A 23,402-nucleotide genomic window follows, 5' to 3' on the forward strand; every position below is an offset into this window, starting at 1 on the left:
TTGTTGTGGGTAGGCATAAGGAAGTCCGATGCTCGAATTGCGACGGTTGGCGTTGATCTGCGAGTTCGCACGTCGCGGCAGCATCGCCGCCACAGCCGAGTCGCTCGGCTACAGCCCCTCCGCCGTGTCCCAGCAACTCGTGGCCCTCGAACGTGAGACCGGCACCGCGCTCATCGACCGGACCGCGCGCAGCGCCGAGCTCACCGACGCGGGCCGCCGCCTCGTGGTGCACGCCGAGCGCATTCTGTCCATGGTCGAGGAGGCCGAGTCGGACCTCTCGGCGCACGCGGGCACCCCCAGCGGCCGGGTGGTGCTGACCGCCTTCGCCACGGCCGCCGTCGCCTTCGCGCCCGCGCTCGCCCGCTCACTGCGCCGCCACACCCAGCTGACGTTGCGGATGCGCCAGAGCAGGTCCGGGCGCGGCCTGCGCGAGGTGCAGTCGGGCGAGGTCGACATCGCGCTCGTGGACGACTGGTACGGCCGGGCCGGCCGCGGCAACGAGAGCGTGCGGGTGTTCCCGTTGCTGCGCGACCCGCTCGTGCTGGTGGTGCCGCGCAAGCACCGGCTGGCCGACCCCGAGGTGCCGCTCGACCTGCGGGAGCTGCGCGACGAGCCGTGGATGGCCACGCCCGACGGAGAGCCGTCCCGGCTGGCGGTCGACCGGCTGTTCGTGGACGTGGGCGGCACCAAGCCGACGCCCTGGGAGTTCGAGGGCCTGGGCACGATCCTGTCGCTGGTGGCCAAGGGCATCGGCATCGCCGCCGTGCCCGCGCTGGCGCTCGGGGCCGGGGTGCGCGGCCTGGCCGTGCGGCAGTTCCCGGGCGACCCGGTGGGGCGCGAGGTGCACGCCGTCGCCCGCGCCTCCAGCGTGCACCGCCCCTCGGTGTCGGTGACCCTGCGGGCCATCCACGTGGCCGCCCGCCTCATCGCCGCCGATCTGGATCCGGTACGTCTCGCGGAGCGGTAGCGTCTGCGGCTATGGCGCCGTCCTACGACATCGAGCACCTTCTGCTGTCCCGGTCCAGTGCCCGTCTGGTGGCGGGCGTCGACGAGGTGGGCCGCGGCGCCTGGGCGGGCCCGGTGACGGTCTGCGCGGTCGTCACCGACCTGTCGCCCCCGCCGGCCGGCCTGACCGACTCCAAGCAGTTGACGGCCGCCCGCCGCGAGACGCTCGCCGTCGAGATCGAGGCGTGGGCCGCCGGCATCGGCTACGGCGAGTCCACGCACGCGGAGATCGACGCGCTGGGCATGACCGCGGCCCTGCGCCGGGCCGCCCGCCGGGCGCTCGACGCGCTGCCCGTCCGGCCCGGCGCGGTGATCCTCGACGGCGGCCACGACTACATCGGCGCGCCCTGGCCGGTCCGCCTGGAGGTCAGGGGAGACGCCGCGAGCATCTCGGTGGCGGCCGCGTCGGTGCTGGCCAAGGTGCGTCGCGACGCCTACATGGCGACGATCGACTGCCCCGACTACGGCTTCGCGGACAACGCCGGCTACCCGTCGCCGACGCACCAGGAGGCGCTGGCCCGGCTCGGGCCCACCGAGCACCACCGGATGTCCTGGTCCTACCTCGACGACCTGCCGCGCTGGCGGCATCTCAAGCGCCACCGCGATCCGGCGGTGAGCGAGGGCCAGGTCAGCCTGTTCGGCTGAGTCATGCGCATCGGGATCTTCCTCGTCGTGGCGCAGTTTCCCGGGCAGCGGCCCGAGCGGGTGCTGGCCGACGCCGTCGAGCTCGTCGTGGCGGCCGAGGAGGCCGGGTTCCACGACGCGTGGATCGCCGAGCACCATTTCATGAGCTACGGCGTCTGCCCGTCGGCGACCACGCTGGCCGCCGTGGCGATCGGCCGGACGACGCGCATCGGCCTGGGCACGGCGGTGAGCGTGCTGTCCACGCGGCACCCGGTGGCGCTGGCCGAGGAGGCGGCCATGCTGCACCACCTGTCGGGCGGCAGGTTCGCGCTGGGCGTGGGCAGGGGCGGGCCGTGGGTGGACCTGGAGGTGTTCGGCACCGGTCTGGAGCGGTTCGAGCGGGGTTTCGGGGAGTCGCTGGACGTGCTGGTGCGGGCCTTGGCGGGTGATCGGGTGTCGGCGGACGGGGAGTTCTTCCGGTTCCGCGAGGTGCCGATGGTGCCCTCGGCCCGGATGCGGCCGGTCGTGGCGTGCACGTCGGCGTCGACCCTGGAGTTGGCCGCCGACCGCGGACTGCCGATGCTGCTGGGGATGCACGTCGACGACCGGGAGAAGGCCGCCGCCGTGGCCGCGTACGAGGCCCGCCGGGGAGAGCGCGAGACCGGGCACCTGGCGGCGGTGGTCGGGCACGTGGCCGACTCCACCCGGCAGGCCGTGCGGGAGCTGAAGGAGGCGATGCCGCGCTGGCTGGAGCCCGGACTGGCGGGCTACGTGACGGTGGACGGCCGGGCCAGGGCACCCCGCGATGTCGGTGAATATGTGGACTTTTTGACCCGGGTCCATCCGGTCGGGTCGGCGGATCGGTGCGTGCAGACGATCCTGCGCACCGCCGAGGCGACCGGGATCGAACACCTCGTCCTCATGGTCGAAGGGCTCGGCGACCACCGGCGCACCCTGGCGAACATCCGCCGGCTGGGCGCCGAGGTGCTGCCCGAGGTGCTGCGCGAACGGCGGTGAACCGGGCAGGACCGGGCTCGCCATCCGCACCACCGATCAGCGGTGCGGGTGCTGAACCAGGTCCCGCCCGCACCCCTGGTCAGCAGTCGACCAGCTCCGGCTTCTGGTTGAGGATCTGGGCCCTCGGGGTGACGAACTCGCGCAGGGCCTTGGTCGCCGCCGGGTCGAAGACCGCGACCCGATGGCAGTTCTGGAAGGCCAGCCGTACCCCGAAGTGGTTTTCCAGGGCGCCGCGCATCGCGTCACTGGCCAGGCAGCGCAGGAGCTGGCCGCGAGCCTCCTCCGACGGTGGCGGGACGTGGTTGTCGGCGAACTCGGCGCCGGACTGATCGCGTTGCTGGACCAGCTCGCTGATCACCGACCACGCGTAGGGCAGGGAGTCGCGGACGCAGGCGACGAACGCCGCGTCGTCGATCTCACCGGCTCTCGCCTGGTCGAGCAGATCGTTCGGAACGGTCAGCGACATGCTGTCTCCTCTCAAAAGGGGATCAACCTGACGCTATGTGGGGTCGGCGTAACGCTCCAGATGGCCGGAGGGGGACAGTCGTGTGGTCAGGGGCCGTAGACGAACTCGGAGTCGATCTGGTCGGCGAGGTCGAACCCGGCCCTGGCGTTGGCCCACGCGCGGGCGTTGCGCAGGTGGAACTCCTCGGTCTGGTGGCCGAACCTGAGCCAGTCCTTCTCCTGCGCGTCCACCTGCTTGAGCAGCATGGCCAGCGCGTCGGTGTTGGCGGGCTCGAGGTCGTCGAGCGCGAACGGCCGGCCCTGCTCCATGGCCCGCACCCCCGCGGAGTGCTCCATCCAGGTCAGCAGGTCGTCGCCCACCTGGGAGCGCAGGAACTCGACGTCGGACGGGCCGTGCACCTTGTTGCCGACCACCGCGAGCCGCACCTCGAAGTCGGCGGCGTAGTCGTGATACTGCCGGTAGACGCTCACTCCCTGCCGGGTGGGCTCGGCGACCAGGAAGGTCAGGTCGAAGCGGGTGAACAGGCCGGAGGCGAAGGAGTCGGCCCCCGCGGTCATGTCGACCACGACGTACTCGCCGGGGCCGTCGACGAGATGGTTGAGCAGCAACTCCACCGCGCCCACCTTGGAGTGGTAGCAGGCCACCCCCAGGTCCTCCTCGGCGAACGGGCCGGTGGCCATGAGCCGGGCGCCCTCGGGCGTGGTGACCGCGAACTCGCCGCCCGCCAGGTCGTCGAAGGAGAGCAGCCGCGAGCCGCGGCCGGGCGGGGTCGTCTTGACCATGGCGTCGGCCGACGGGATGCGTGGGTTGTCGCCGCGCAGGTGGTCCTTGATCTCGGTCAGGTGCGCGCCCAGCGGCTCGGGCGGCGGGTCGACGCCGAGCACCAGGGCGAGATGCTGGTTGATGTCGGCGTCGATGGCGACCACCGGCGCGCCCTGGCTCGTCACGTATCTGGTGAACAGGGCCGACATCGTGGTCTTGCCGCTGCCGCCCTTGCCGACGAACGCCACCCTCACGTCCACGCTCCATGATTATGAAAACGGTTGTCATTCTGTCGGTGGCCCATCATGCCACACTGGCCACATGGCGGACGGAGAATTGGCACAGGCCGTACGACTGCGCGAGGAGGGCGACCACGAGGCGGCCCGCGAGCTGCTGCTGGAGCTGTCCCGGCGGCGTCCGGACGACCCCGAGGTGGCCTACCAGACGGCGTGGGTGCACGACGCGCTCGGTCTGGAGGCCGAGGCCGTGCCGTTCTACCAGCGCGCCCTGGCCGGAGAGGGGCCGGCCGCCGAACACCGGCTCGGCGCCTTCACCGGGTTCGGCAGCACGCTGCGGGTGCTCGGGCGCTACGGCGAGGCGCTGGAGGTCTTCGACCGGGGCCTGACGGAGTTTCCGGACGATCCGGCGCTGCGGGTGTTCCGCGCCATGGCCCTCTACAACTCCGGGCAGGCCCGCGAGGCGGTCGGCACGCTGCTCAAGCTGCTGGCCGGCACGGAGCAGGTCGGCGGCTACCGACGGGCCGTCGAATACTACGCCGACCACCTGGACGAGACGGTCTGAGCGGCCTCAGGCGCAGGTCGCGTCGAGGGCGATGGGGGAGGAGGGGCCCCTGTTCTGGCGGGTCTGCGCGCCCGGCTGGTGGCCGGCCCGCCTGGCGAGCGCCTCGGTGACCGTGTTCCTGATCAGGCGCCAGTCGGGGTCGGCCGTGCTGATCAGCGGCGGCACGAAGCTCACGCTCCTGATCCGCGTGTCCTTCACCTCGGCCGCCAGCTCGATCAGCGGCGGCAGCAGGGCCTGCGGAAGGTCGGTGGCGATGGCCCGCTTGGTGGCCGAGGCCAACTCCTCGAAGCTGTTGAGCACGGTGATCGGGTCGGCCTGCTTGGCCACGGCGTTGAGCAGGCACTTCTGCCGCCCCATGCGCACGTAGTCGTCGCTGTCGGTGCGCGAACGGCCGTACCAGAGCGCCTCCTCGCCGGACAGCCTGCGGGTGCCGGCGGCCAGCAGTCCCTCGCGGTACTTGCCGTACACGATGGGCTCCTTGATGGTGACCTTGACGCCGCCCATCGCGTCGATGATCTCCGCGAAGCCGTGCATGTCGACCATCGCGTAGTAGTCCACTGGGATGCCGAGGATGTCGCTGATCGTGCGCTTGAGAAGGTTCGGGCCGCGATGCCCCTTCCGTACGCCCGGCACCATCTCCGGGTGGTCCTCGGCGTACTGGAAGACCTCGTTGAGCAGGCCGGGCGTGCCCGGGCCCTCGCCGGTGAAACCGTAGGGGAAGCGGTGCCTGGCGGGGCCCTCCGGCATCCGCACCTCCTCCAGGTTGCGCGGCAGGCCGAACAGGGTGGTGGCGCCGGTCGCGGTGTCCACGCTCGCCACGGTCATGCTGTCCGTACGCACTCCGGGCCGGTTCGGGGCGGCGTCGGCGCCGATGAGCAGGAAGTTGATCCGCTGGGCGCCGTTCCACGGGTCCTGCGCCAGGATCGGGGAGGCGCTGTTGCCCGCGAACAGGGTGGTGACCACCTCGCGCGACAGGTAGGCGAGCCGGGCGGCGTAGGCGGCCGGGGCCAGGATGAGCGCGCAGAGGGCGCCGGCCACCACCGTGCTCAGCACGCGGCCCACGGTGTCACCGCGCGGAGGGCGTACGAGGACGAACGACCAGATGATCACCACGGACCAGGCGAGCGCGATGAGGGCCAGCGTGATCGTGAGGACGGTGAGCCAGACCGGTTGCACGGCCAGCGACAGCAGCTTGGGCCCGAACCCGGTGACGGCGGTGATCGTGACCGCCAGCACCAGCACGTACGCCGCCATGAGCGCGAGACCGGTCCGGCGGCGCTCCGTGGCCAGATGGGCCACGCCCCACAGGAGGGCCGAGCCCACGGTCAGCGCGATGCCGGCGAGGGGGCCGAAATTGTGTTCCCTGCCTGTCATGCCTGGTCAACTCCCCGAATTCACGCGGATCACAGTCAGGCTAGGCACGGGTTCCGGTGGATATGGGTGACGAAAGGGAAGTGTCCCGCCAATTCCCGGCCAAGCGATGATTGAGATATAACGTGAACGTGAGACGAGGAAGCTACGGATTCGACGCGCCCTGGGCACTGGCAGGTCTGGTCTTCGGCGCCGTCATGCTGCTCGCGCTGAGCGTCGCCTCGTTCGTCTTCGACGTTCCGGCCGCCGGGGTGGCGTTCCTGCTGGGCGCGCTCTATACGGCGGCCAGCGCGGCGAGCTACCTCTACACGACGCGGCGCGGCAAGTTCCTCGTGTGGGCGGCCGAGCTCGACCGGCTCCGGGGCGACGAGCGGCTGCTCGACCTCGGCTGCGGGCGCGGCGCGGTGCTGACGCTCGCCGCCGAACGGCTGCCCGAGGGCCGGGCCACCGGCGTCGACCTGTGGCGATCGGCCGACCAGTCGGGCAACGACGAGAGCGTCACCAAGGCCAACGCCGAGGCCGAGGGCGTCTCGGTCGAGCTGTTCACCGGCGACATGCGCGAGCTGGTCTTCGCGGACGAGTCGTTCGACGTGGTGGTGTCGGCCCTGGCCCTGCACAACATCTCCGACGCCCAGGGGCGCGAGCGGGCCGTGCGGGAGGCGCACCGCGTGCTGCGGCCGGGTGGCCTGATGCTGATCGCCGACTTCCAGCACACGCCCGCGTACGAGGACACGCTGCGCGCGCTCGGCGTGGTCGACGTGCGCAGACGGGATCTCGGCCGGCGCTACTGGTACGGCGGCCCCTGGTTCAGGACCTGGATGCTGGAGGCTCGTAAGCCCGCCTGACGTTTGCCCGCCGCGCTCCGGGTATCGGGTTGCTCCCATGAGCGACGTGGAGACCGGCACCGTCACCACGAAGGTGCCGGCGCGGCTGGACCGGCTACCGTGGTCACGCTGGCACTGGATGATCGTCATCGGGCTCGGCACCGTCTGGATCCTCGACGGGCTCGAAGTCACCATCGTCGGCAACCTGTCGGCCCAGCTCGCCAAGCCGGGCAGCGGCCTGGACATCACGCAGGCGCAGGTCGCGGGCATGGCCGCGGCGCTCTACGTCGCCGGAGCGTGCTCGGGGGCGCTGTTCTTCGGCTGGCTGACCGACAGGTTCGGCCGCAAGAAGCTGTTCATCATCACGCTCGTCGTCTACCTCGTCGCCACGCTGATGACCGCGCTGTCGTTCAGCGTGTGGTGGTTCTTCCTGTTCAGGTTCCTCACCGGGTTCGGCATCGGCGGCGAGTACGCGGCCATCAACTCGGCCATCGACGAGCTGATCCCCAGCCGGCACCGCGGCCGGATCGACATCCTGATCAACGGCAGCTACTGGCTCGGCGCGGCGGGCGGCGCGCTGCTGACCGTCCCGCTGCTGAACGACCTGCCGATCAACATCGGCTGGCGCGTCGCCTTCGGCCTGGGCGTGGTGCTGGGCCTGGCCATCCTGCTCGTCCGGCGGCACGTGCCGGAAAGTCCACGCTGGCTGTTCATCCACGGGCGGGACGACGAGGCCGAGGAGATCGTCAGCGGCATCGAGAAGCAGATCGACGGCGACCTGCCGGAGCCGCGCGCCTCGATGACCATCCACCAGCGCAAGTCGATCGGCTTCATCCGCATCGCGCACACGATGGTCGCGCTCTACCCCAAGCGCACGATCCTCGGCCTGTCGCTCTTCATCGGGCAGGCGTTCCTCTACAACGCGATCACCTTCGGCTACGCCCAGATCCTGTCGACGTTCTTCAACATCGACACCTACACCGGCTACTACTTCGCGGTCATCGCCATCGGCAACTTCCTCGGCCCGCTGCTGCTCGGGCCGCTGTTCGACACGGTCGGCAGGGTGCCGATGATCTCGGCCACCTACATCGGCTCAGGGGTGCTGCTGCTCGGCACGGCCTGGCTGTTCAGCCAGGGCATGCTCACCGCCGTCACGCTGACCGCCTGCTGGTGCGCGGTGCTCTTCGTCGCCTCGGCGGGGGCCAGCTCCGCCTACCTGACCGTCAGCGAGATCTTCCCGATGGAGACGCGGGCGATGGCCATCGCGTTCTTCTTCGCGATCGGCACCGCGGCGGGCGGCATCGCCGGGCCGCTGATCTTCTCCGAACTGGTCTCGACCGGCGTGCCCGCCGACACGGCGCTGGCGTTCTCGATCGGCGCCCTGCTCATGATCGCGGCCGGGCTGGTCGAGCTCTTCCTCGGCGTCAGGGCCGAACGCAAGGGCCTGGAGGAGATCGCCGCCCCCCTCTCCACGGCCGAACGGCCCGCATAAGGTGCTCGACGGGGTCGTGCCCGGCGTCGAGCCCCGCGGTCGACCGGCGTCAGGGTTGCCACGCGGCGAGCAGGTCCTCCGGCCCCCACTGCTGGTCGAGGGGCAGGCCGGACTGGAACCCTGCTTTGGAGACGGCGATCTGCGGCGTGTCCGGAGTCGTGCCGGGCACGGAGCCCGCCCCTCTCACCAGTTCGTCGTAGTCGTGCCGGTTGAACACCCGGTCGTCGAGCCACTTGATCGACCCGATGAAGTGCACGTGCTTCGCCACCGGGCCGCGGTCGGCGCCGACGAGATCGATCTCCGGATTGTTCTGCCGGTTCCACCAGCCGCCGATCTCCTCGGTGTCCGGCCAGCTGTCGTCGGGTAGAGCCCTGGCCAGCGACTCCCGGACGATCGGTTCGACCGCACGTCCGCGCCAGGCGCTCCAGGAACGCTCGATGCGGCGCAGTGCCAGATCCGGGCGTCCGCGTTCGCTGTCGGCGAGCGCGCGCCGCAGGAAGGCCAGCCAGAAGCGAAGGTAGGGATCGGCTATCCGGTAGCGCTTGTTCTTGGTGTCGGACGCCGTCGAGAGCGGGAGGTCGGTGGCGACGACCCGCTTCGCGGCCAGGTTGGCGAGGATCGGGGCGAGGGTGCCGGAGGGAAGCGGGGTGCCGCCCCCCGACCGGGCGGCGATGTTGGCGAACGTGCGCTCGCCCGTGCCCACGGCCTCCAGCACTGTGCGGGTGTGCGCGCCGAGGGGGAACTCACCGAGCAGCGACAGCTCTCCCGAGGCCAGAAGGGGGGACAGGGGGGAGTCAAGGCTCCGCCGCAGGAAGTCGAGACGGGACATCCCGGGCTCCCACGATCGGACGATCTCGGGGATTCCACCGGTGAGCAGGAGGGCGTCGATGGCGTCAGCCGCCGACGATCGAGTCATGTCGGCCACCTCGGCGAGGTTCAGCGGCCGGATGGTCATGTTCGCCGCCCGCCCGAAGAACGGTCGCCCGTACTGCTGCAGGGCTTCCATCATGGTGAGATCGCTGCCGACGAGGATCACCAGGATCGGCTTGACGGACAGGAATCTGTCCCAGACGGTCTGGAGGGCGCCCTCGAACTCGTGGTCCTGCTCGACCAGCCAGGGGATCTCGTCCAGGACGACCACGCATGGCGCGTCTCCCACCGCCGTGGCCAGCGACCTCAGCGCGTGATTCCAGTCCTGGGGGGCGACGTCACGTACGAGATCGGCTTGGGGAAGCCCGGCGCACACGGCCGCCTCGATGAGGTCACGCCGCTCGGCCGCGGCGGCACGGCCGCGTGAGGCCTGGAAGATGACATACGGAACACCCGAACGGTCGCAGAACTCCTGAACCAGGCGCGACTTTCCGACCCTGCGTCGCCCGGTCATGATCAATGCCCGCCCGCGGGTCGTGAACGTGCCGGACACCACCTGCCGTAGCTGCTCGTCCAGCATGCGGAGATCGCGTACGCGACCTGTGAATGCGGCCACCATCCCGGCTCCAATGTAAGACGGCATCTAAGTAAGACATCATCTTACTTAGATTGATTCGACTTAGCTCCCGCCGATGGAGCGGAGGATGCTTGCTCGGTCCGCGTTCTTGGCAGAGTGCCCACCGCATCGGCGGCAGATTGACCACGTGACCTCCGGCAGACTGACCACAGATGGGCCGGCAGACGGACGACACACCCCATGTGAGCCGGCGTAATGTCTGAAACATGATCGACCGGCGACGGTGCGAAGGGATGACTTCCGAGGGTTCGAAGGCGCTTCCGCCGGCGGCGCTGTGGCGGCTGGAGGCGTGACGGGGCCGATGGTCAGGGGGTGAGCGCGGTTTCGAAGGCGGCGATGGCCGCTCTGACCGCCGGGTGGTCGCCGTACCCTCGGCGGAAGGCCGCCAGGGTGCGGCGGCTCAGCGGCAGCTCGGTGAGGGTGACGCCGGGTGGCGGAGAGAGGGCGGCCAGGCGGGGCACGAGGGCGACGCCCTGGCCGGCGGCGGCGAAGGCGAGCACGGTGTCGAAGTCGTCGACGTGGTGGCGGACGCGAGGCTCGAAGCCGGCCGCCTGACAGGCCCGGATGGCCATGGTGTGGCAGAGCGTGCCGGGCTTGTTGGTGATCCACGGGTCGTCGCGGGCGGCGGCGAGCGAGGGGCGGTCGGTCAAGTACATGGGCTCGCTGAACAAGGGCTCGGTCTCCATGGACAGGTCGGTCACCGGAGGGACGAAGTCGTACTCATGCACGAGGGCGACGTCCAGCTCGCCCGCCCGGAGCGCGGCGGAGACGTCGGCCGGATCGATCTCCGAGACCATCGGCTCCAGGGCCGGATGCGCGCTGGACAGGGCGGAGAGGGCAGGGGGCAGCAGGACGCGGGCCGCCGTGGGGAACGCGCCGATCCGCAGCGGCCCCGACGGGCCGCCGCGCACCGCGGCGAGCGCGGCCGAGGCGCGTTCGAGCTGTTCGAGCACGGCCTGGGCGTGCTCGACCAGCAGGTGACCGGCGGGCGTCAGCGCGACGGTGCGGCCGGTACGTTCCAGCAGCGGCACCCCAGCCTCCCGCTCCAGGGCGCTGAGCTGCTGTGACACCGCGGACGGCGTGAACCTCGCGGCCTCGGCGACGGCGGCGATCGTGCCGCGCCGGGCGAGTTCGCGGAGCAGGTGGAGCTTGCGAGGGTCGAGCATCAGCCCAGCTTAAGCTCGACCGAAGAAATCCGCGCTGGACCTAACGGGTGCTCCCGCGTCAGGCTCGGAGCATGCTGAGAGGAATCCACGTACCCCTGATCACTCCGTTCGACGTCACCGGCGAGGTCGCGTTCGACGCGATCGAGAAGCTGGCCGGGCGCGTGCTCGACGAGGGCGCCTCCGGGCTGGTCGCGCTCGGCACCACCGGGGAGGTCGCGGCACTGACGCCGGACGAGCGGGCGCGGGTGATCGAGGTGTGCACGCGGATCTGCGGAGAGCGTGGGGTGCCGCTGACCGTGGGGCTCACGGGCAACGACACGCGTTCGACGGCCGAATCGCTCAAGGCCCTGCCGCCGGGGGTCGCCGCCGCGCTGGTGACGGTGCCGTACTTCCTGCGGCCGTCGGAGCGGGGGGTGGTCGCGCACTTCGAGGCGCTGGCTGAAGAGACGCCGGTGCCGCTGGTGATCTATCACATTCCCTACCGGACCGGGCAGGCCGTGAGCGCGGCCACGCTGCGTCATCTCGGCGGGCATCCGATGATCGCCGGGGTGAAGTACGCGACGGGCGGGATCGACCAGGACGCGGTCGACCTGCTGGGCGACCTGCCCGAGGGGCTGGCGGTGCTGGGCGGGGACGACGCGTTCATCTCGCCGCTGCTCGCGCTGGGCGCCTCCGGCGGGATCCTGGCCTCGGCGCATCTGTTCACCGGCCGGTTCGCCGAACTGGTCGACGCCTGGCAGGCGGGCGACGTGGTCCGGGCCCGGGAGCTGGGACACCGGCTGGCCAGGGTGTCGACGGCGCTGTTCGCCGAGCCGAACCCGACCGTGATCAAGGGCGTGCTGCACGCCCGGGGGCTGATCCCGACCCCGGACGTGCGGCTGCCGCTGCTGCCCGCGAGCGAGCGGGCCGTGTCACAGGCCGACCTGGTGGCGGCACATTCAGGCCTGTGATCCCCGTGGCAGGCTCATGACACCCGCTTGGAGCGGCCGGTGTTCGATTCCGCGTGCGCGGCTCGGGTGCGAGAGACGACGAGGACGACGGCCGCCGTGGCGGCCAGGGCGGCGCTGACCCACGCGGCGTGCCGGTAGTCACGCGTCGTCTCCGTGGCGATCCCGGCGAGCAGCGGTCCCAGGAAAGCGCCCGCGTTCAGCGCGACCGTGGCGAACGACCCGCTCAGTGATGGGGCGCGGGACGCGACGAACATGACGCGATGGACGAGCATCGATCCGATGCCGAACGACAACCCGCCCTGGATGACCGTCACGATGAACAACGGGACCGGGTGGGTGCTGGTCGCGGCCAGCACCGCCCATCCGGCGGGCAGGACGCACAGCGTGATGACCAGACCACGCCGCAGTCGTCCGTCGCCGATCCGACCGGCCGTGGTGACCCCGATGAACGCGCCCACGCCGAACGCGGCGAGCAGCCCGGGAATCGCGCCGCCGGGCAGCTGGGTGACGGACGTCGCGATGACGGCGAGGTAGGCGAACGTCGCGAAGGTCGCCCCGTTGACCAGGGCCGCGAGTGTCAGTGCCAGGCGTACGGGACCCGACCGTAGTTCTCCCGCCTCCTGCCTGATCGAGACGTCGTGATGACGGGCCGCGGCGGCGGGCGCCGACCGGAAGACGAGCGCCAGCGCGGGCAGGCACAGCGCGGCGACCGCCCAGAACGCCGACCGCCAGCCGGACCAGTCGCCGAGCGCCGCGCCCGCGGGCACGCCGGCGACGCACGACAGCGTCACCCCGGCCAGCAGGGTCGCGGTGGCTCGGGCGTGCTTCGCCGGCGGTGTCAGCGCCGTCGCTACGGACATCGCGACCGCGAGGAAACCGGCGTTGACGATCGCGGCGACGATGCGGGTGCCGAACAGCACCGGGAAGCTCGCCGTGACCGCGCCGATCACGTGCACGACGACGAACGCGGCCAGGAAACCCGCCAACGCTCGGCGACGTGGCCAGCGGGCGCTCACGGCGGCCATGACCGGCGCTCCGGCGATCATCCCGACGGCGTACGCGGAGGTCAGGCTCGCGGCGGCTCCCACCGACACGGACAGGTCGTGCGCGATGCCGGGGACGAGCCCGGCCAGCATGAACTCGGAGGTGCCCTGCGCGAAAACGGCAAGGCTGAGGACATAGACGAACAGGGGCAAGGGGTCGACTCCAGCGCTGAGGTACGCGGGCAGGGACATCCGCGCGCCGGGGCCTCGACCTGTCGCCAAGCGAGCACCGGGGCCAAGCGAGCACCGGAACCCGAAGCGAAAGCTGGGCCGAGCGAGCCCCGGGACCAAGCGAGCACCCGGACCCAGCGAGAGCCGGACCCAGAAGCAGACGCGCGGGACGCGTGTCCGGTCACTGGAAGCGAGATCGACCGAGAACCGACGAGTCACCGGTCAGGAGACCGATCCAATGGGTCACTGGTCGGAGACCGACGGGTCACCGGTCAGGAGACCGATGGGTTGTCCGTCAGAGAGCGACTCGCCGCCGGGCGACCGGCGGCTCGGCTCTGTCTGATTCGGGGCTCGTCACCCGAGGCACCCTACTCACGGCCCTTCCGACGATCAACCGGATTACGGTCCCGCCTCCCTAGGTCTCCCTGATGGCCGAGCCGACGTCGCGCACCTGGTCGGCGAGCAGGCCGAGGGCGCCGACCGCTCTGCTCATCGGGTCGTCCTCGGCGCCGCCCAGGGCCTTGGCGCGCAGGTAGGCGGCCTTGACGGCCGACCAGCGGGCCGCTTGCTCGGACGTCAGCCGGCCGCGCAACTCGGCGAGCTTGAGCAGGTTGGACTCCGCGTCCGCGGTCAGGGTCTGCGCCTCTCCGAGGTAGTGGTCGTCGATCACCGCCTCCAGCTCCTCGTCGTTCATGGCGGGGACGATGCGCTCGGCCAGCTTGTTCATGTTCCGGTACGAGCCCTGCAGCCGGTACGGCGGCTCGGTGCGCGAGGCGTCGGACTGGGCGGCCGAGGCGATGTAGGCCTGGTTGTTGGCCAGGACCACCTCCTGGACGCGCACCAGTTTGCGCAGCACGCTGAGCACCTGGTCCAGCTCGGTCCTGGCGAAAGGGTGCTGCAGTTGGTCCGGTTTGACCGTCTGGTCGCCCTTCGCCAGCCGTACCAGGAGTTCGACGTCGGTGCGGGGGCGGGCGGACAGGGGGGCGAGGACGGGGTTGGAGGTCAGCGCGTTGTCGATGTAGCTGAGCGCGAACAGCTCGTCCCGGCCGGAGAGGACGTCGCCCAGGTTCCACACGTCGGCGCGGTTGGCCAGCATGTCGGGGATGCGGAAACGCCGGCCGGACTCGGTGTACGGGTTGCCCGCCATGCACACCGCGAACCTCTTGCCGCGCAGGTCGTAGGTGCGGGTACGGCCGTTCCAGACGCCCTCGATCCGGCGCTGGGCGTCACACAGGGAGATGAACTTCTGCAGCAGCTCGGGTGAGGTGTGCTGGATGTCGTCGAGGTACAGCAGGGTGTTGTTGCCCGTCTCCAGCGCGAACGAGATCTTCTCGACCTCCTGCCGGGCCGTCGCGTCCGGCGCCTCGGCGGGGTCCAGCGAGGTCACCCCGTGGCCCAGCGCCGGGCCGTTGACCTTGACGAAGACCAGGCCGAGGCGGCTGGCGACGTATTCCATCAGGGTCGTCTTGCCGTAGCCGGGCGGAGAGATGAGCAGCAGGAGCCCCATCTGGTCGGTGCGCCTGCCCTCACCGGCCGCCCCGAGCTGCTTGGCCAGGTTGTCGCCGATCAACGGCAGGTACACCTCGTCGAGCAGCCGGTTGCGCACGAACGCGCTCATGACCTTCGGCTTGTACTCCTCCAGCCGGAGCCGCGCGCGTTCGGCGTCGACCAGCCGGTTGCGGCGCCGCTGGTAGTCGCGGTACGCAGGGACCCGCTCGGAGCGGAAGCGGCGCGTCCGGGCCAGCAGCTCGTCGAGGCGCAGCTCCAGCTTGCGGCCGGCGATGCGGGGATGGCTGCCGAGCAGCCCGTCCACGGTGGCGGCGACGGTGGCGCTGGAGTCGTGCCGGGGCAGGTCACAGAGCTGTACGGCGAGCGCCTCGGGCAGGTCGGGGCCCTGGTCGTGGGCACTCAGCCAGGCGTGGGCGAGCTGGACGCGTTCCTTGAGCGGCAGTGCTTTGAGGTCGTCCTCCAACTCCCGGACCTTGGCCGGGCCGAGAGCCTGGCGGAAGCGGTCGAGCAGGGTCCGCGCGGCCTTGCTGGTGACGAAACCGGCCGGGGCGCAGGCCAGCTCCTCCACCAGGTACTCGCCGGCCAGCGCCGCCGTGCTCGCCGCGCCGGCCTCGGTCGCGGCCGGTGCCGCCGATGCGGCGGTGGGCGGGGTTGGGGCCATCGGTCCGAGTTCGGTGAGGAAGGAGCCGATCAGGGCGCCGAGTTCGTCCGACAGGGCGGTGACGGCGGCGGAGCCGAAGACCGTGCGGGCTCTGACCAGCGACGTCGCCCGGATGGTGAATGTTGCACGTGAAACCTCGTCCACACCGAAGGTCCAGAAGAGCTGGGCCGCGGCCCGCGCGTCCGGTAGGTAGCGGAGCAGCCCTGCTCCGTCGCGCAGGCGGACGAGGGTGTCCAGGATGGCGGCGGCGTCGTGGTCGTGGACGCCCCGCTCGTAGCCCTCGTCGTAGCGTTCCTCGGCCGCCCCGCGTACGAGATCGCCCATGGGAGCGCCCGGGGTGACCCGGTCCAGGAGGGCGGCCGCGAGGTGCTCGGCGCGGTAGACCTCGGGGGTCTCCGAGACGAGCAGCTGATCCCAGAAGGGGCGGGTGTCGGCGAAGGAGCCGGGGACGGGCGCGCGATAGTCGGTGCCCGTGATGGCGAACCGCATCTCGGCCGGCTCGCCATCACGGCCGGCGTGGGGCACCAGCGTGAGGTCGATGGGCTGGGTGTTGACCGCGAAGCGGTGCCGGCCGAGCCGGATGGTCTCGCCGCCGTCGCTGAAGAGGTCGAGCCGGTCCCGCAGGGCGCGCCCGGCCTCCTGCCGCGCGGCCTTGAGCCGGCCTTCCAGCTCCCCCGCCCGTACGGCGTCGCCGAGCCCGCGCAACTCGGCGGCCACCGACCGGAGCTTGGCCGGCATGGGGTCGGCGGCGAAGTAGGTGTTGACCTCGTCCAGCGAGCCGAGCGACGAGAGCCGCCGCGTGACGCCGGCCAGGATGCGCTCGGCCGAGGTGAAGATCCGGTCGGCGCGGCGGGCGAGCGCGTCGAGCTGGCTCTGCTTGCGCGCCGAGAACGCCTCGTAGGCGTCGTCCCGCTTGTCCGCGAGCTGGGCGGCGAAGTCGTCGAACTCGCCGAACCGCGACTCCAGGGTCTCCACCTGGAGCATCAGCCGGCCGAGCTGTTCGTCGCACTTGTCGGGAGTGTCGGCCACCGCGAGCGCCCCCGCGATGGCCTGTCCGAGCAGCGCGAACTCGGCGGCGAACGCCGCGCGTCCTTCCGCGCCGAGCAGCTCCCGCCGCCGCGCGTCCAGCACGGCCCGCGCCCGGTTGATCCCGCCGAGCACCTCGGCGATGCGGCCCAGGATCGCGGTGCGGACGGTGGCGTCGGCGATCTCCAGCGAGCCGACGACCTCGGTGACCACCTCCAGGCCCTCGGACTGCGTGGCGAGGCGATCGGACAGGGGAACGGCCTCGGCCGCCGTGGTGATGACGGCGGCCTCCTCGGCCAGCCGCTCGACGGCCGCGTGGTAGCCGGTGAACGCGTCGGGGCCGGACAGGAAGCCGACGGCCCGGCCGCCGGCCGCGGCCAGCTCCTCGGTCAGGGTGTCGTGGAGCGCGTCGAGCCGGGTCAGGTCGATGTGCCGGACCTCGCGCAGCGTCACCAGGTGGCCCTGCGCCCGGCGCAACGTGGCCAGCAGCGTCACCCAGGCGTCGGCGGTGGCCGGTGAGTCGCCTCTGGCCTGCCGTACCAGCTGGGTGATCTCGTCCGTGGCGGTGGCCAGCTCGCGCTCGGCTCGGCGGGTGAGCTCCTCGACGTGTTCGTACTCGTCCAGGACCTGCTCGGCGGTGGCGCGTACCCCTGAGAGGGGGCTCTGCAGGCCGTGCTCGCCGAGCCAGTGGTAGTGGTCGGAGGCGCGCGTGCAGGCGGCGATCAGCGCCTCGAAGGTGGCGGCCGACGGCGCCATCTCCTCGACCATCCGCGCCACGGACAGGCAGTCGGAGATGCCGCGCACCAGCTCGGCGTTGCCGATGCGCTCCAGCGGGCCGGTGCCGGTGGGCTGCGCGGCGGCGTAGGTGTCGGAGACGTACGGCGTCTGCCAGATCTGCATCGGGTGGACCCGGGTGGGCTCCTCGGAGGTGGCCCGGAAGACCACCATCGTGCCGTCGTCGAACAGCGAGTAGCCGTGGCAGACGATGGGGTTGGCCACCTCCTTCCTGATCACGTTGTACGGCAGCAGCAGCGAGCGGCCGTCGCCCCGGGCGTGGAAGACGTACAGCACGTCCTCGCCGTTGGGGGAGCGGACCACGCGCTCGAACTCCAGGTCGGTCACGTCCGTGTCGAACGTCTTGCCGACGCCGGTGTCCAGGTAGTAGCCGCCGGGGAAGATCAGACCCTGGTCCTCGGGCAGCCGCTGGCAGGCCTGGCCGAGGCCGTCGATCCTGGTCACGGCCTTGGTGCGGGTGTTGAAGACCAGGTGGCGCCAGTCGGTCTCCTTGTACGGCCGGATCCGGAGCAGGATGAGCGGACCGACCCTGGCGTGCTCGACGTCGGCGTCGGCCAGGCTCTGCAGGGGTTCGGTGACGGGCTCGGAGTAGACGCCCTGCCCGGTCTCGGTGTTGTTCTCGATCTTGATCGTGAGGTCGCCGTTGATCGTCTCGACGAACACCTCGTCCTCGATCGAGATGTGGGGGTGGCGGCCCGGTACGTGGTCGTCGCGGGTGGTGGGGGTCCACTCGAAGTCGTGGGAGGGCGGGAAGACGTGGTCACGTTCCCCGCGGTTGTCCTGATATTTCGCGACTCCTTGGGTGTTGACCGTCCACCGGAGGACCCGCGTGTCCGCCGGCCCGGTCTGGAAGACGGCCAGCAGCTTGCCCTCGACCCGCCTGAGCTGCTTGAGCCTGGACTCCTTGTAGTAGCGGTAGAGCTCGGCGAAGTCCTTGCGGAAGGCGGGGTCCTCCAGCGCGGGCAGGCGCTCGGCGTCGAACCTGAACGCGTCGCCGTCCCTGGTGAAGCGGTGCACGGAGAAGACGTCGGCCACCGTGGTCTCGGGCTTCAGGCCGATGAAGACGTTGTAGCCGAAGAGCATGACGTCGCCCAGGGAGACGATGTCCCTGGGGACGCAGTTGTTCTCCGTGCGGATGCGCTCGGTGCCGACCAGGCGCAGCTCGGTGCCGCCGAACACGTCCAGCCGCCGGGCGTTGACCGTCTCGGCGGCCCGGGCGAGGGCCTTGGCCTGGGCTTCGAGCCGCGTCCTCAGCACCTCGTAGGTCCCGGCCGAGAGCTCCGGCGTGTCCGGGCCAGAGCCGCCGGGCGCGCTTCCCGCCGGGTCCCGCGGGGCCGGCGCGCTCAAGCCCGACTCCGGGACGCGTGGCGAGCGGTCATCGTCACACCCTGGCCGCGGCGAGGGCGGCCACCGGGGAGTCCGCCACCCCGAGGCGGCGGGCCGTCTCCAGCAGCTCGCCGAACGCCGGCGAGTCGGGGCCGCCGCTCTGCATGAGCCGCATGAGCAGCGCCGACACGGTGAGGTTCTTCAGGTCCTCGGTGCTCACCCCGCCCACCAGCGCGGACAGGTCCGACGCCAGACTCGCCGTCCCGTTGAGGTACGGCGCCGCCAGCGCGCCGGCGACCTCCGAGTGCTCCACGAACCCGTCCACCGCCTTGCCCGCGGTGATCGAGCCCACCACCTTGTCGAAGAACATCGTGTCGCCGCCCACGATGTCGATGTTGGCCTTGGCCAGCCCCGCCGCCAGCACGCTGGCCTGCGACTCGGCCACCTGCCGGGTGACGTCGATCTGCCGGAGCCGTACCTCGGTGTCGGCCTCCAGCCGCAGGCGGTACTCCTCGTGCGCCCTGCTCGCCTCGTCCAGCGCGGCCATCGCGGCGGCCTTCTCGGTCAGCCCCTCCGCCTCGGCCTTGAGCTTCTCGCCGACCGCCGCCGCCGAGGCCAGCGCCATCGCCTGCTCGCCCTCCGCGCGCGCCTTGAGGCGGTCGCCGTCGACCAGGGCCATCGACCGGGCGCCCTCGGCCTCGGCGCGCAGCTTCTCGCTCAGCACCAGCGCCTCCGCGCGGCCGATCTTCTCGATCGCCTCCGCGTCGCGCTCCCGCACCTGCACCTCGGCCAGCCCGGCCGCCGCCGCCTCGGCCTGTACGCCCTCGGCCAGCCGGATCTTGGCCCGGGTCTCCAGCTCGGCGGCCTGCTGCCGGGCCTCGGCCAGCACCAGCTCCTCGCGGGCCTTGAACTTGGACGCCGCCTCGGCCGCCTCGGCCGCCTTGATGTCCTTGACCAGGTTCTCCTGGGCCTCGGCCTCGGCCGCGATGATCACGGTCTGGCGGACCCGCTCGGCCTCCTCGACCGCGCGCAGCCGCTTGATGCTCTCCTCCTGCTCGGCCACCGTCCGGTCGACGGCGATGCGCTCGCGCACGACCTCGGCGATCGACCGCTTCTCGGTCTCGACCTCCTTGTCCTTGGCGATGCGCGACAGCTCGGTCTCGCGCTCACGGGCGATGACCTCGAGCAGGCGGTCCTTCTCGATGCGCTCGCTCTCGATGGCGATCACGCGCTCGCGGTTCTTCTCCGCGACGGCCACCTCGCGGGCCCGGTTCTCGTGCTGCACGCCGAGTTGCTCGTCGGTCTTGATGTTGGCGGTCTGCGCCTTCAGCCGCTCCTCGGCCTGCACGCGGGCGGTCTCCGCCTCCTCGCGGGCCTTCATGGTCTCGATCTCGCGCTTCTGCTTGATCTCGGCGTCGGCCTGGCGGCGTTGCAGCTCCAGGATGGCCTCGCGGGCATCGACGTTCTGGCGGGTGATCTCCTTCTCTTCGCTGCGCTGGAACTCGTTGGTGCGGACGTGCTCGATCGCGGTCAGCTCGGTGATCTTGCGAATGCCCTGGGCGTCCAGGATGTTGCTCTTGTCCAGCGCGTGCAGCGAGGTCTGCTCCAGGTAGTCGATGGCCGCGTCCTCCAGGCTGTAGCCGTTGAGGTCGGTGCCGATCAGCCGGATGATCTGGTCGCGGAACTCGTCGCGCTTGGTGTAGAGGTCGACGAAGTCGAGCTGCTTGCCGGCGGTCTTGAGCGCCTCGGAGAACTTCGCGCTGAACAGCTCCTGCAGCGTCGTCTCGTCACTCGCCCGTACGGTGCCGATGGCCTGGGCCACCTTGATCACGTCCTCGGCGGTCTTGTTGACCCGCACGAAGAACGTGATCTTGATGTCGGCCCGGATGTTGTCGCGGCAGATCAGCCCCTCGCGACCGGTCCGCCCGATCTCGATGGTCTTGACGGAGATGTCCATGATCTCGGCCCGGTGGACGACCGGGAGCACGACGGCTCCGGTGAACGTCACGTCGACCTTGTTGACCTTGGAGATGATCAGCGCCTTGCCCTGTTCGACCTTGCGGAAAAGGCGGCTGACGAGAATGAGCAGCCCTATGACGATGACCAGGACGACTGCCAGGAATACGCCGAGGCCGGTCGAGATGACATCCATCAGTGCTCCTTTTCGTAGGGCATGACCCAGAAGAATTCGCCGTCCGCGTCGTACTCGAAGATCAGCGCGTCGTCGCCGCGGGCGAGGCGGTCCGTGCCGGTGGTCCGCACCTGGACGACGGCCGTCGAGCCGTCGGCGGCGGTGACCTCGGCCTGGCCGAAGTCGGAGGTCGCCTGGCCGGTGCGGATCACGCACATCTGGCCGACGAAGTCGCCACGGGAGTGCGTGCGTGGTTCGGGGACCAGTCGCCGCAGGGTGGTCAGCGCGGCTCGGACGCACGCCCACGCGCCGGCCGCCGCGACGACCGGCACGACCGTCAGCGCGGGACCGCTCACCAACTGGCCGCCGATCAGGCTGAGCAGCCAGGCCAGCGCGACCAGCAGGGAGATCGTGACGCCGGCCGGGACGCCGCCCAGCCCCAGCCAGGCGGCGTCGGCCTCGTCGAAATCGAGCAGGCCGACGATGACGACGACCCAGTAAGCGACGACCACGACGAACAGGAAGCTGAAAATGACAGTCGGAAAGCCCAGTACGACGTCCAAGAACTCGCTCATCAAGCCCCGTTTGCCCCGTCCCCCGCGATGTCTTGACGGACTATATCTAGATAAAGGCGGAGTAAAGGGAAAAGTTCCCGAACCGGTGAATTACGAAGTTGATGCAGCTCCGGCCGGTTGACCTCAACCATGGTTGAGGCAACAGGCTGACCCTCATGAGCGGAAATATCATGAGAGCGGCGGCCTTCGCCACCTTCGGTGGGCCTGAGGTGCTTCAGGTGATGGAGCTGCCGGCGCCGCAGGCGGGGCCCGGTCAGGTCCGGGTACGGGTCAGGGCCGCCGGAGTGCAGCCGTACGACGCGGCGGTGCGCGCGGGCTGGACCCCGCCCGGCGTCACCGGCGACCTGCCGCGCATCCCCGGCAACGAGTTCGCGGGCGTGGTGGACCAGGTCGGGGAGGGCGTCACCGAGATGTCGGCCGGCGACGAGGTGCTCGGCTTCTCCCAGCTCAACGCCTACGCCGAGTACATCGTGGTCCCCGCCTCCGCTGTGGCGGCCAAGCCGGACCCGGTGCCCTGGGAGGTGGCGGGCGCGCTGACCGCCGCCGTGCAGACGGCCGAGCTGGCGCTCGACGGGCTGGCGGTGGCCTCCGGCGACACGCTGCTCATCCACGGCGCGGCCGGCGCGGTGGGCACGGCCGCGGTGCAGATCGCCCTCAGCAGGGGCGCCACCGTGATCGGCACCGCCCGTGAGGTGAACCACGACCACCTGCGCGACCTCGGCGCCGTCCCGGTCGTCTACGGCGACGGGCTGACCGAACGGGTGCGCGCGCTCGCCCCCGGCGGCGTGGACGCGGCGCTCGACGGCGCCGGCGGGGTGGCGGTGCACGTCTCGCTGGAGCTGGTCAAGGATCGCGGGCGCGTCATCACGCTGGTCGAGCACGCCAAGGCCGCCGGCCTCGGCATCGGCGTGGTCCAGGGCGAGCGGTCGGCCGAGCGCCTCGGCCGCTACGCGCGCCTGTACGCGGAAGGCCGGCTGAAGTTCCCGATCCGCCGGACGTACCGGCTGGAGCAGGCGGCCGAGGCGCACCGGGAGATCGAGACCGGCCACGGCCGCGGCAAGATCGCCCTCATCGTCGGCTGAGCGGCCGAGAAGCCGACCGGCGCGCTGAACGGCACGGACCTGCCGGACCCGGCCGGGAAGGCGCCGCCCGCCCACCTACCCTGGCTGGCCGAGAGGCACGTGCGGTGGCTCTTCGGCCGCTCGATGCGGGTGCTGTGGACGGTCGTGGTCGGCGCGGCGCTCGTCACCGTGTTCGGCCGGCCCGATCTGGTCCCGGTCTACCGGGACTTCTTCTGGAGCGACTACATCGGGCTGACGACGCTGGTCAACACGGCGATGTTCTCGGTGGCGATCAGTATGCACGAGCTGATGCACCTGATGGCCGCGCGGTCGCTCCGTCGGGGGGTCGCGGTCGTCAAGCGTGCGCGACCCCCCGCCGACCCGAGCGCCGAGCTGTCCGCCCGCGAGCGGCGGGCGGTGCGGATCTACGCGGTGCTGCTCGTGCCCAGTGCCACGCTCGCCCTCGGTATCTTCGCGCTCTACACCCTGCCGATCATCGTCAGCTCACTGATCCAGGCGCTGGTCGCCGTCTGGGGTGGCCTGAACGGCGGCTCCGTGCTGCTGGGCGTCGACGGCGGTCTCTTCCTGCTCGTCGAGGGCGGCATTCAGCGTGATCTGGCGTGGAACCCTGGGCGTTCACGCCCGGGAGGAAACGACAGCGCGGGAGGGCCGCCAAGGCCCGAGCGGTGCGGTGACCGGTAGGCCGTGGAGCGGCTCAGCCCGGGCGTTCTTCGTTTCCTATCCCGGTGGCATGGGGTTGGCGATAATGTGTTCGAGGTGAAGCTGGTGGTGCAGGTGAAGCTGCTGCCGACGCCTGAGCAGGCGGCGGCGCTGGAGGCGACGTTGCGCGCGGTCAACGACGCGGCCACCTGGGTCTCGCAGCTCGCCCACGACCGGCGGGTGTTTCGCAACTACGATCTGCGCAGGCACGTCTACGGGCAGGTCAAGGACAGGTACGGGCTGGCGGCCCAGGCCGCGCAGCACGTCATCAAGAAGGTCGCCGACGCCTACACCACCCTGCACGCCCATGTCCGCAACGGCCATCTGGGCAGGCCCGGCTCCGTCCGGCGTGAGCGGGTGCTGGCCCGGCCGATCGTCTTTCGCCCGGGCGCGGCCCAG

The 23,402-nt window shown here is 71.0% G+C and carries 18 protein-coding genes and 1 pseudogene; 10 read left to right on the forward strand and 9 right to left on the reverse strand.

From position 1 onward, the window contains the following. Nucleotides 1–28 precede the first annotated feature (28 nt). Genes AC5L3X_RS24765 through AC5L3X_RS24775 form a run of 3 tightly spaced genes read left to right on the forward strand, consistent with a single transcriptional unit; the run spans nt 29 to nt 2,646 of the window. The gene (locus AC5L3X_RS24765; RefSeq protein ID WP_189122328.1) at nt 29–967 is read left to right on the forward strand and encodes a LysR family transcriptional regulator; all 939 of its coding nucleotides are present in this window, start codon (nt 29–31) and stop codon (nt 965–967) included. Between the two features lie 11 nt (nt 968–978). Next, nucleotides 979–1,650, forward strand: a complete 672-nt coding sequence (rnhB, locus tag AC5L3X_RS24770) for a ribonuclease HII (protein WP_494859922.1) — start codon at nt 979–981, stop codon at nt 1,648–1,650. Nucleotides 1,651–1,653: 3 nt separating this feature from the next. Then, a complete protein-coding gene (locus AC5L3X_RS24775) occupies nt 1,654–2,646 on the forward strand; it encodes an LLM class flavin-dependent oxidoreductase (protein ID WP_494859924.1) in 993 nt (330 codons plus the stop codon). Nucleotides 2,647–2,725: 79 nt separating this feature from the next. Here AC5L3X_RS24775 and AC5L3X_RS24780 read toward each other — a convergent pair whose 3' ends face one another. Continuing rightward, on the reverse strand, nt 2,726–3,112 hold the full coding sequence (locus tag AC5L3X_RS24780) for an SCO5389 family protein (RefSeq protein ID WP_189122325.1): 387 nt from the start codon (nt 3,110–3,112) through the stop codon (nt 2,726–2,728). An 86-nt stretch (nt 3,113–3,198) separates the two neighbouring features. After that, the gene (locus AC5L3X_RS24785) at nt 3,199–4,128 is read right to left on the reverse strand and encodes an ATP-binding protein (protein ID WP_189122585.1); all 930 of its coding nucleotides are present in this window, start codon (nt 4,126–4,128) and stop codon (nt 3,199–3,201) included. Nucleotides 4,129–4,195: 67 nt separating this feature from the next. On the opposite strand from AC5L3X_RS24785, the gene AC5L3X_RS24790 reads away from it, so the two are divergent. Continuing rightward, complete coding sequence (locus AC5L3X_RS24790; protein ID WP_494859926.1) at nt 4,196–4,675, forward strand: tetratricopeptide repeat protein; 480 nt, start codon at nt 4,196–4,198, stop codon at nt 4,673–4,675. A gap of 6 nt (nt 4,676–4,681) precedes the next feature. On the opposite strand, the gene AC5L3X_RS24795 is transcribed toward AC5L3X_RS24790, so the two are convergent. Further along, the gene (locus tag AC5L3X_RS24795; RefSeq protein ID WP_494859928.1) at nt 4,682–6,049 is read right to left on the reverse strand and encodes an LCP family glycopolymer transferase; all 1,368 of its coding nucleotides are present in this window, start codon (nt 6,047–6,049) and stop codon (nt 4,682–4,684) included. Nucleotides 6,050–6,177: 128 nt separating this feature from the next. On the opposite strand from AC5L3X_RS24795, the gene AC5L3X_RS24800 reads away from it, so the two are divergent. After that, complete coding sequence (locus AC5L3X_RS24800) at nt 6,178–6,891, forward strand: class I SAM-dependent methyltransferase (protein WP_494859930.1); 714 nt, start codon at nt 6,178–6,180, stop codon at nt 6,889–6,891. A 37-nt stretch (nt 6,892–6,928) separates the two neighbouring features. Next, nucleotides 6,929–8,362, forward strand: coding sequence for an MFS transporter (locus tag AC5L3X_RS24805; RefSeq protein WP_494859932.1), 1,434 nt, complete (start codon nt 6,929–6,931; stop codon nt 8,360–8,362). 49 nt (nt 8,363–8,411) lie between these two features. On the opposite strand, the gene AC5L3X_RS24810 is transcribed toward AC5L3X_RS24805, so the two are convergent. Continuing rightward, nucleotides 8,412–9,851 (reverse strand): ATP-binding protein, encoded by a 1,440-nt coding sequence (locus tag AC5L3X_RS24810; RefSeq protein ID WP_494859934.1) that lies wholly within the window; start codon nt 9,849–9,851, stop codon nt 8,412–8,414. A gap of 323 nt (nt 9,852–10,174) precedes the next feature. Continuing rightward, a complete protein-coding gene (locus tag AC5L3X_RS24815) occupies nt 10,175–11,035 on the reverse strand; it encodes a LysR family transcriptional regulator (protein ID WP_494859936.1) in 861 nt (286 codons plus the stop codon). Nucleotides 11,036–11,106: 71 nt separating this feature from the next. Here AC5L3X_RS24815 and dapA point away from each other — a divergent pair, with 71 nt between their 5' ends. After that, on the forward strand, nt 11,107–11,985 hold the full coding sequence (dapA, locus tag AC5L3X_RS24820) for a 4-hydroxy-tetrahydrodipicolinate synthase (RefSeq protein ID WP_494859938.1): 879 nt from the start codon (nt 11,107–11,109) through the stop codon (nt 11,983–11,985). A gap of 14 nt (nt 11,986–11,999) precedes the next feature. Here the strand turns inward: dapA and AC5L3X_RS24825 are convergent, their stop codons facing one another. The 4 genes from AC5L3X_RS24825 to AC5L3X_RS24840 all read right to left on the reverse strand — a co-directional run bounded on the left by AC5L3X_RS24825 (nt 12,000) and on the right by AC5L3X_RS24840 (nt 21,222). Beyond that, nucleotides 12,000–13,250 (reverse strand): Cmx/CmrA family chloramphenicol efflux MFS transporter, encoded by a 1,251-nt coding sequence (locus AC5L3X_RS24825; protein ID WP_494859940.1) that lies wholly within the window; start codon nt 13,248–13,250, stop codon nt 12,000–12,002. A 364-nt stretch (nt 13,251–13,614) separates the two neighbouring features. Next, nucleotides 13,615–18,537, reverse strand: coding sequence for a DNA repair ATPase (locus AC5L3X_RS24830; RefSeq protein ID WP_494859942.1), 4,923 nt, complete (start codon nt 18,535–18,537; stop codon nt 13,615–13,617). A gap of 34 nt (nt 18,538–18,571) precedes the next feature. Beyond that, nucleotides 18,572–20,668 carry a flotillin family protein gene (locus AC5L3X_RS24835; protein WP_189122317.1) on the reverse strand — a complete coding sequence of 699 codons (2,097 nt, stop codon included), beginning with the start codon at nt 20,666–20,668 and terminating at the stop codon, nt 18,572–18,574. Next, complete coding sequence (locus tag AC5L3X_RS24840) at nt 20,668–21,222, reverse strand: hypothetical protein (protein ID WP_494859944.1); 555 nt, start codon at nt 21,220–21,222, stop codon at nt 20,668–20,670. The genes AC5L3X_RS24835 and AC5L3X_RS24840 overlap by 1 nt, the downstream gene beginning before the upstream one ends. Before the next feature lie 155 nt (nt 21,223–21,377). Here AC5L3X_RS24840 and AC5L3X_RS24845 point away from each other — a divergent pair, with 155 nt between their 5' ends. The 3 genes and pseudogenes from AC5L3X_RS24845 to AC5L3X_RS24855 form a co-directional block, all read left to right on the forward strand. Continuing rightward, on the forward strand, nt 21,378–22,304 hold the full coding sequence (locus AC5L3X_RS24845; protein ID WP_494859946.1) for an NADP-dependent oxidoreductase: 927 nt from the start codon (nt 21,378–21,380) through the stop codon (nt 22,302–22,304). Between the two features lie 99 nt (nt 22,305–22,403). Further along, complete coding sequence (locus AC5L3X_RS24850) at nt 22,404–22,985, forward strand: hypothetical protein (RefSeq protein WP_494859948.1); 582 nt, start codon at nt 22,404–22,406, stop codon at nt 22,983–22,985. 75 nt (nt 22,986–23,060) lie between these two features. Next, nucleotides 23,061–23,402, forward strand: a pseudogene (locus tag AC5L3X_RS24855) (RNA-guided endonuclease TnpB family protein); the annotation flags it as partial.

It is taken from the genome of Nonomuraea sp. CX421, from assembly GCF_059358955.1.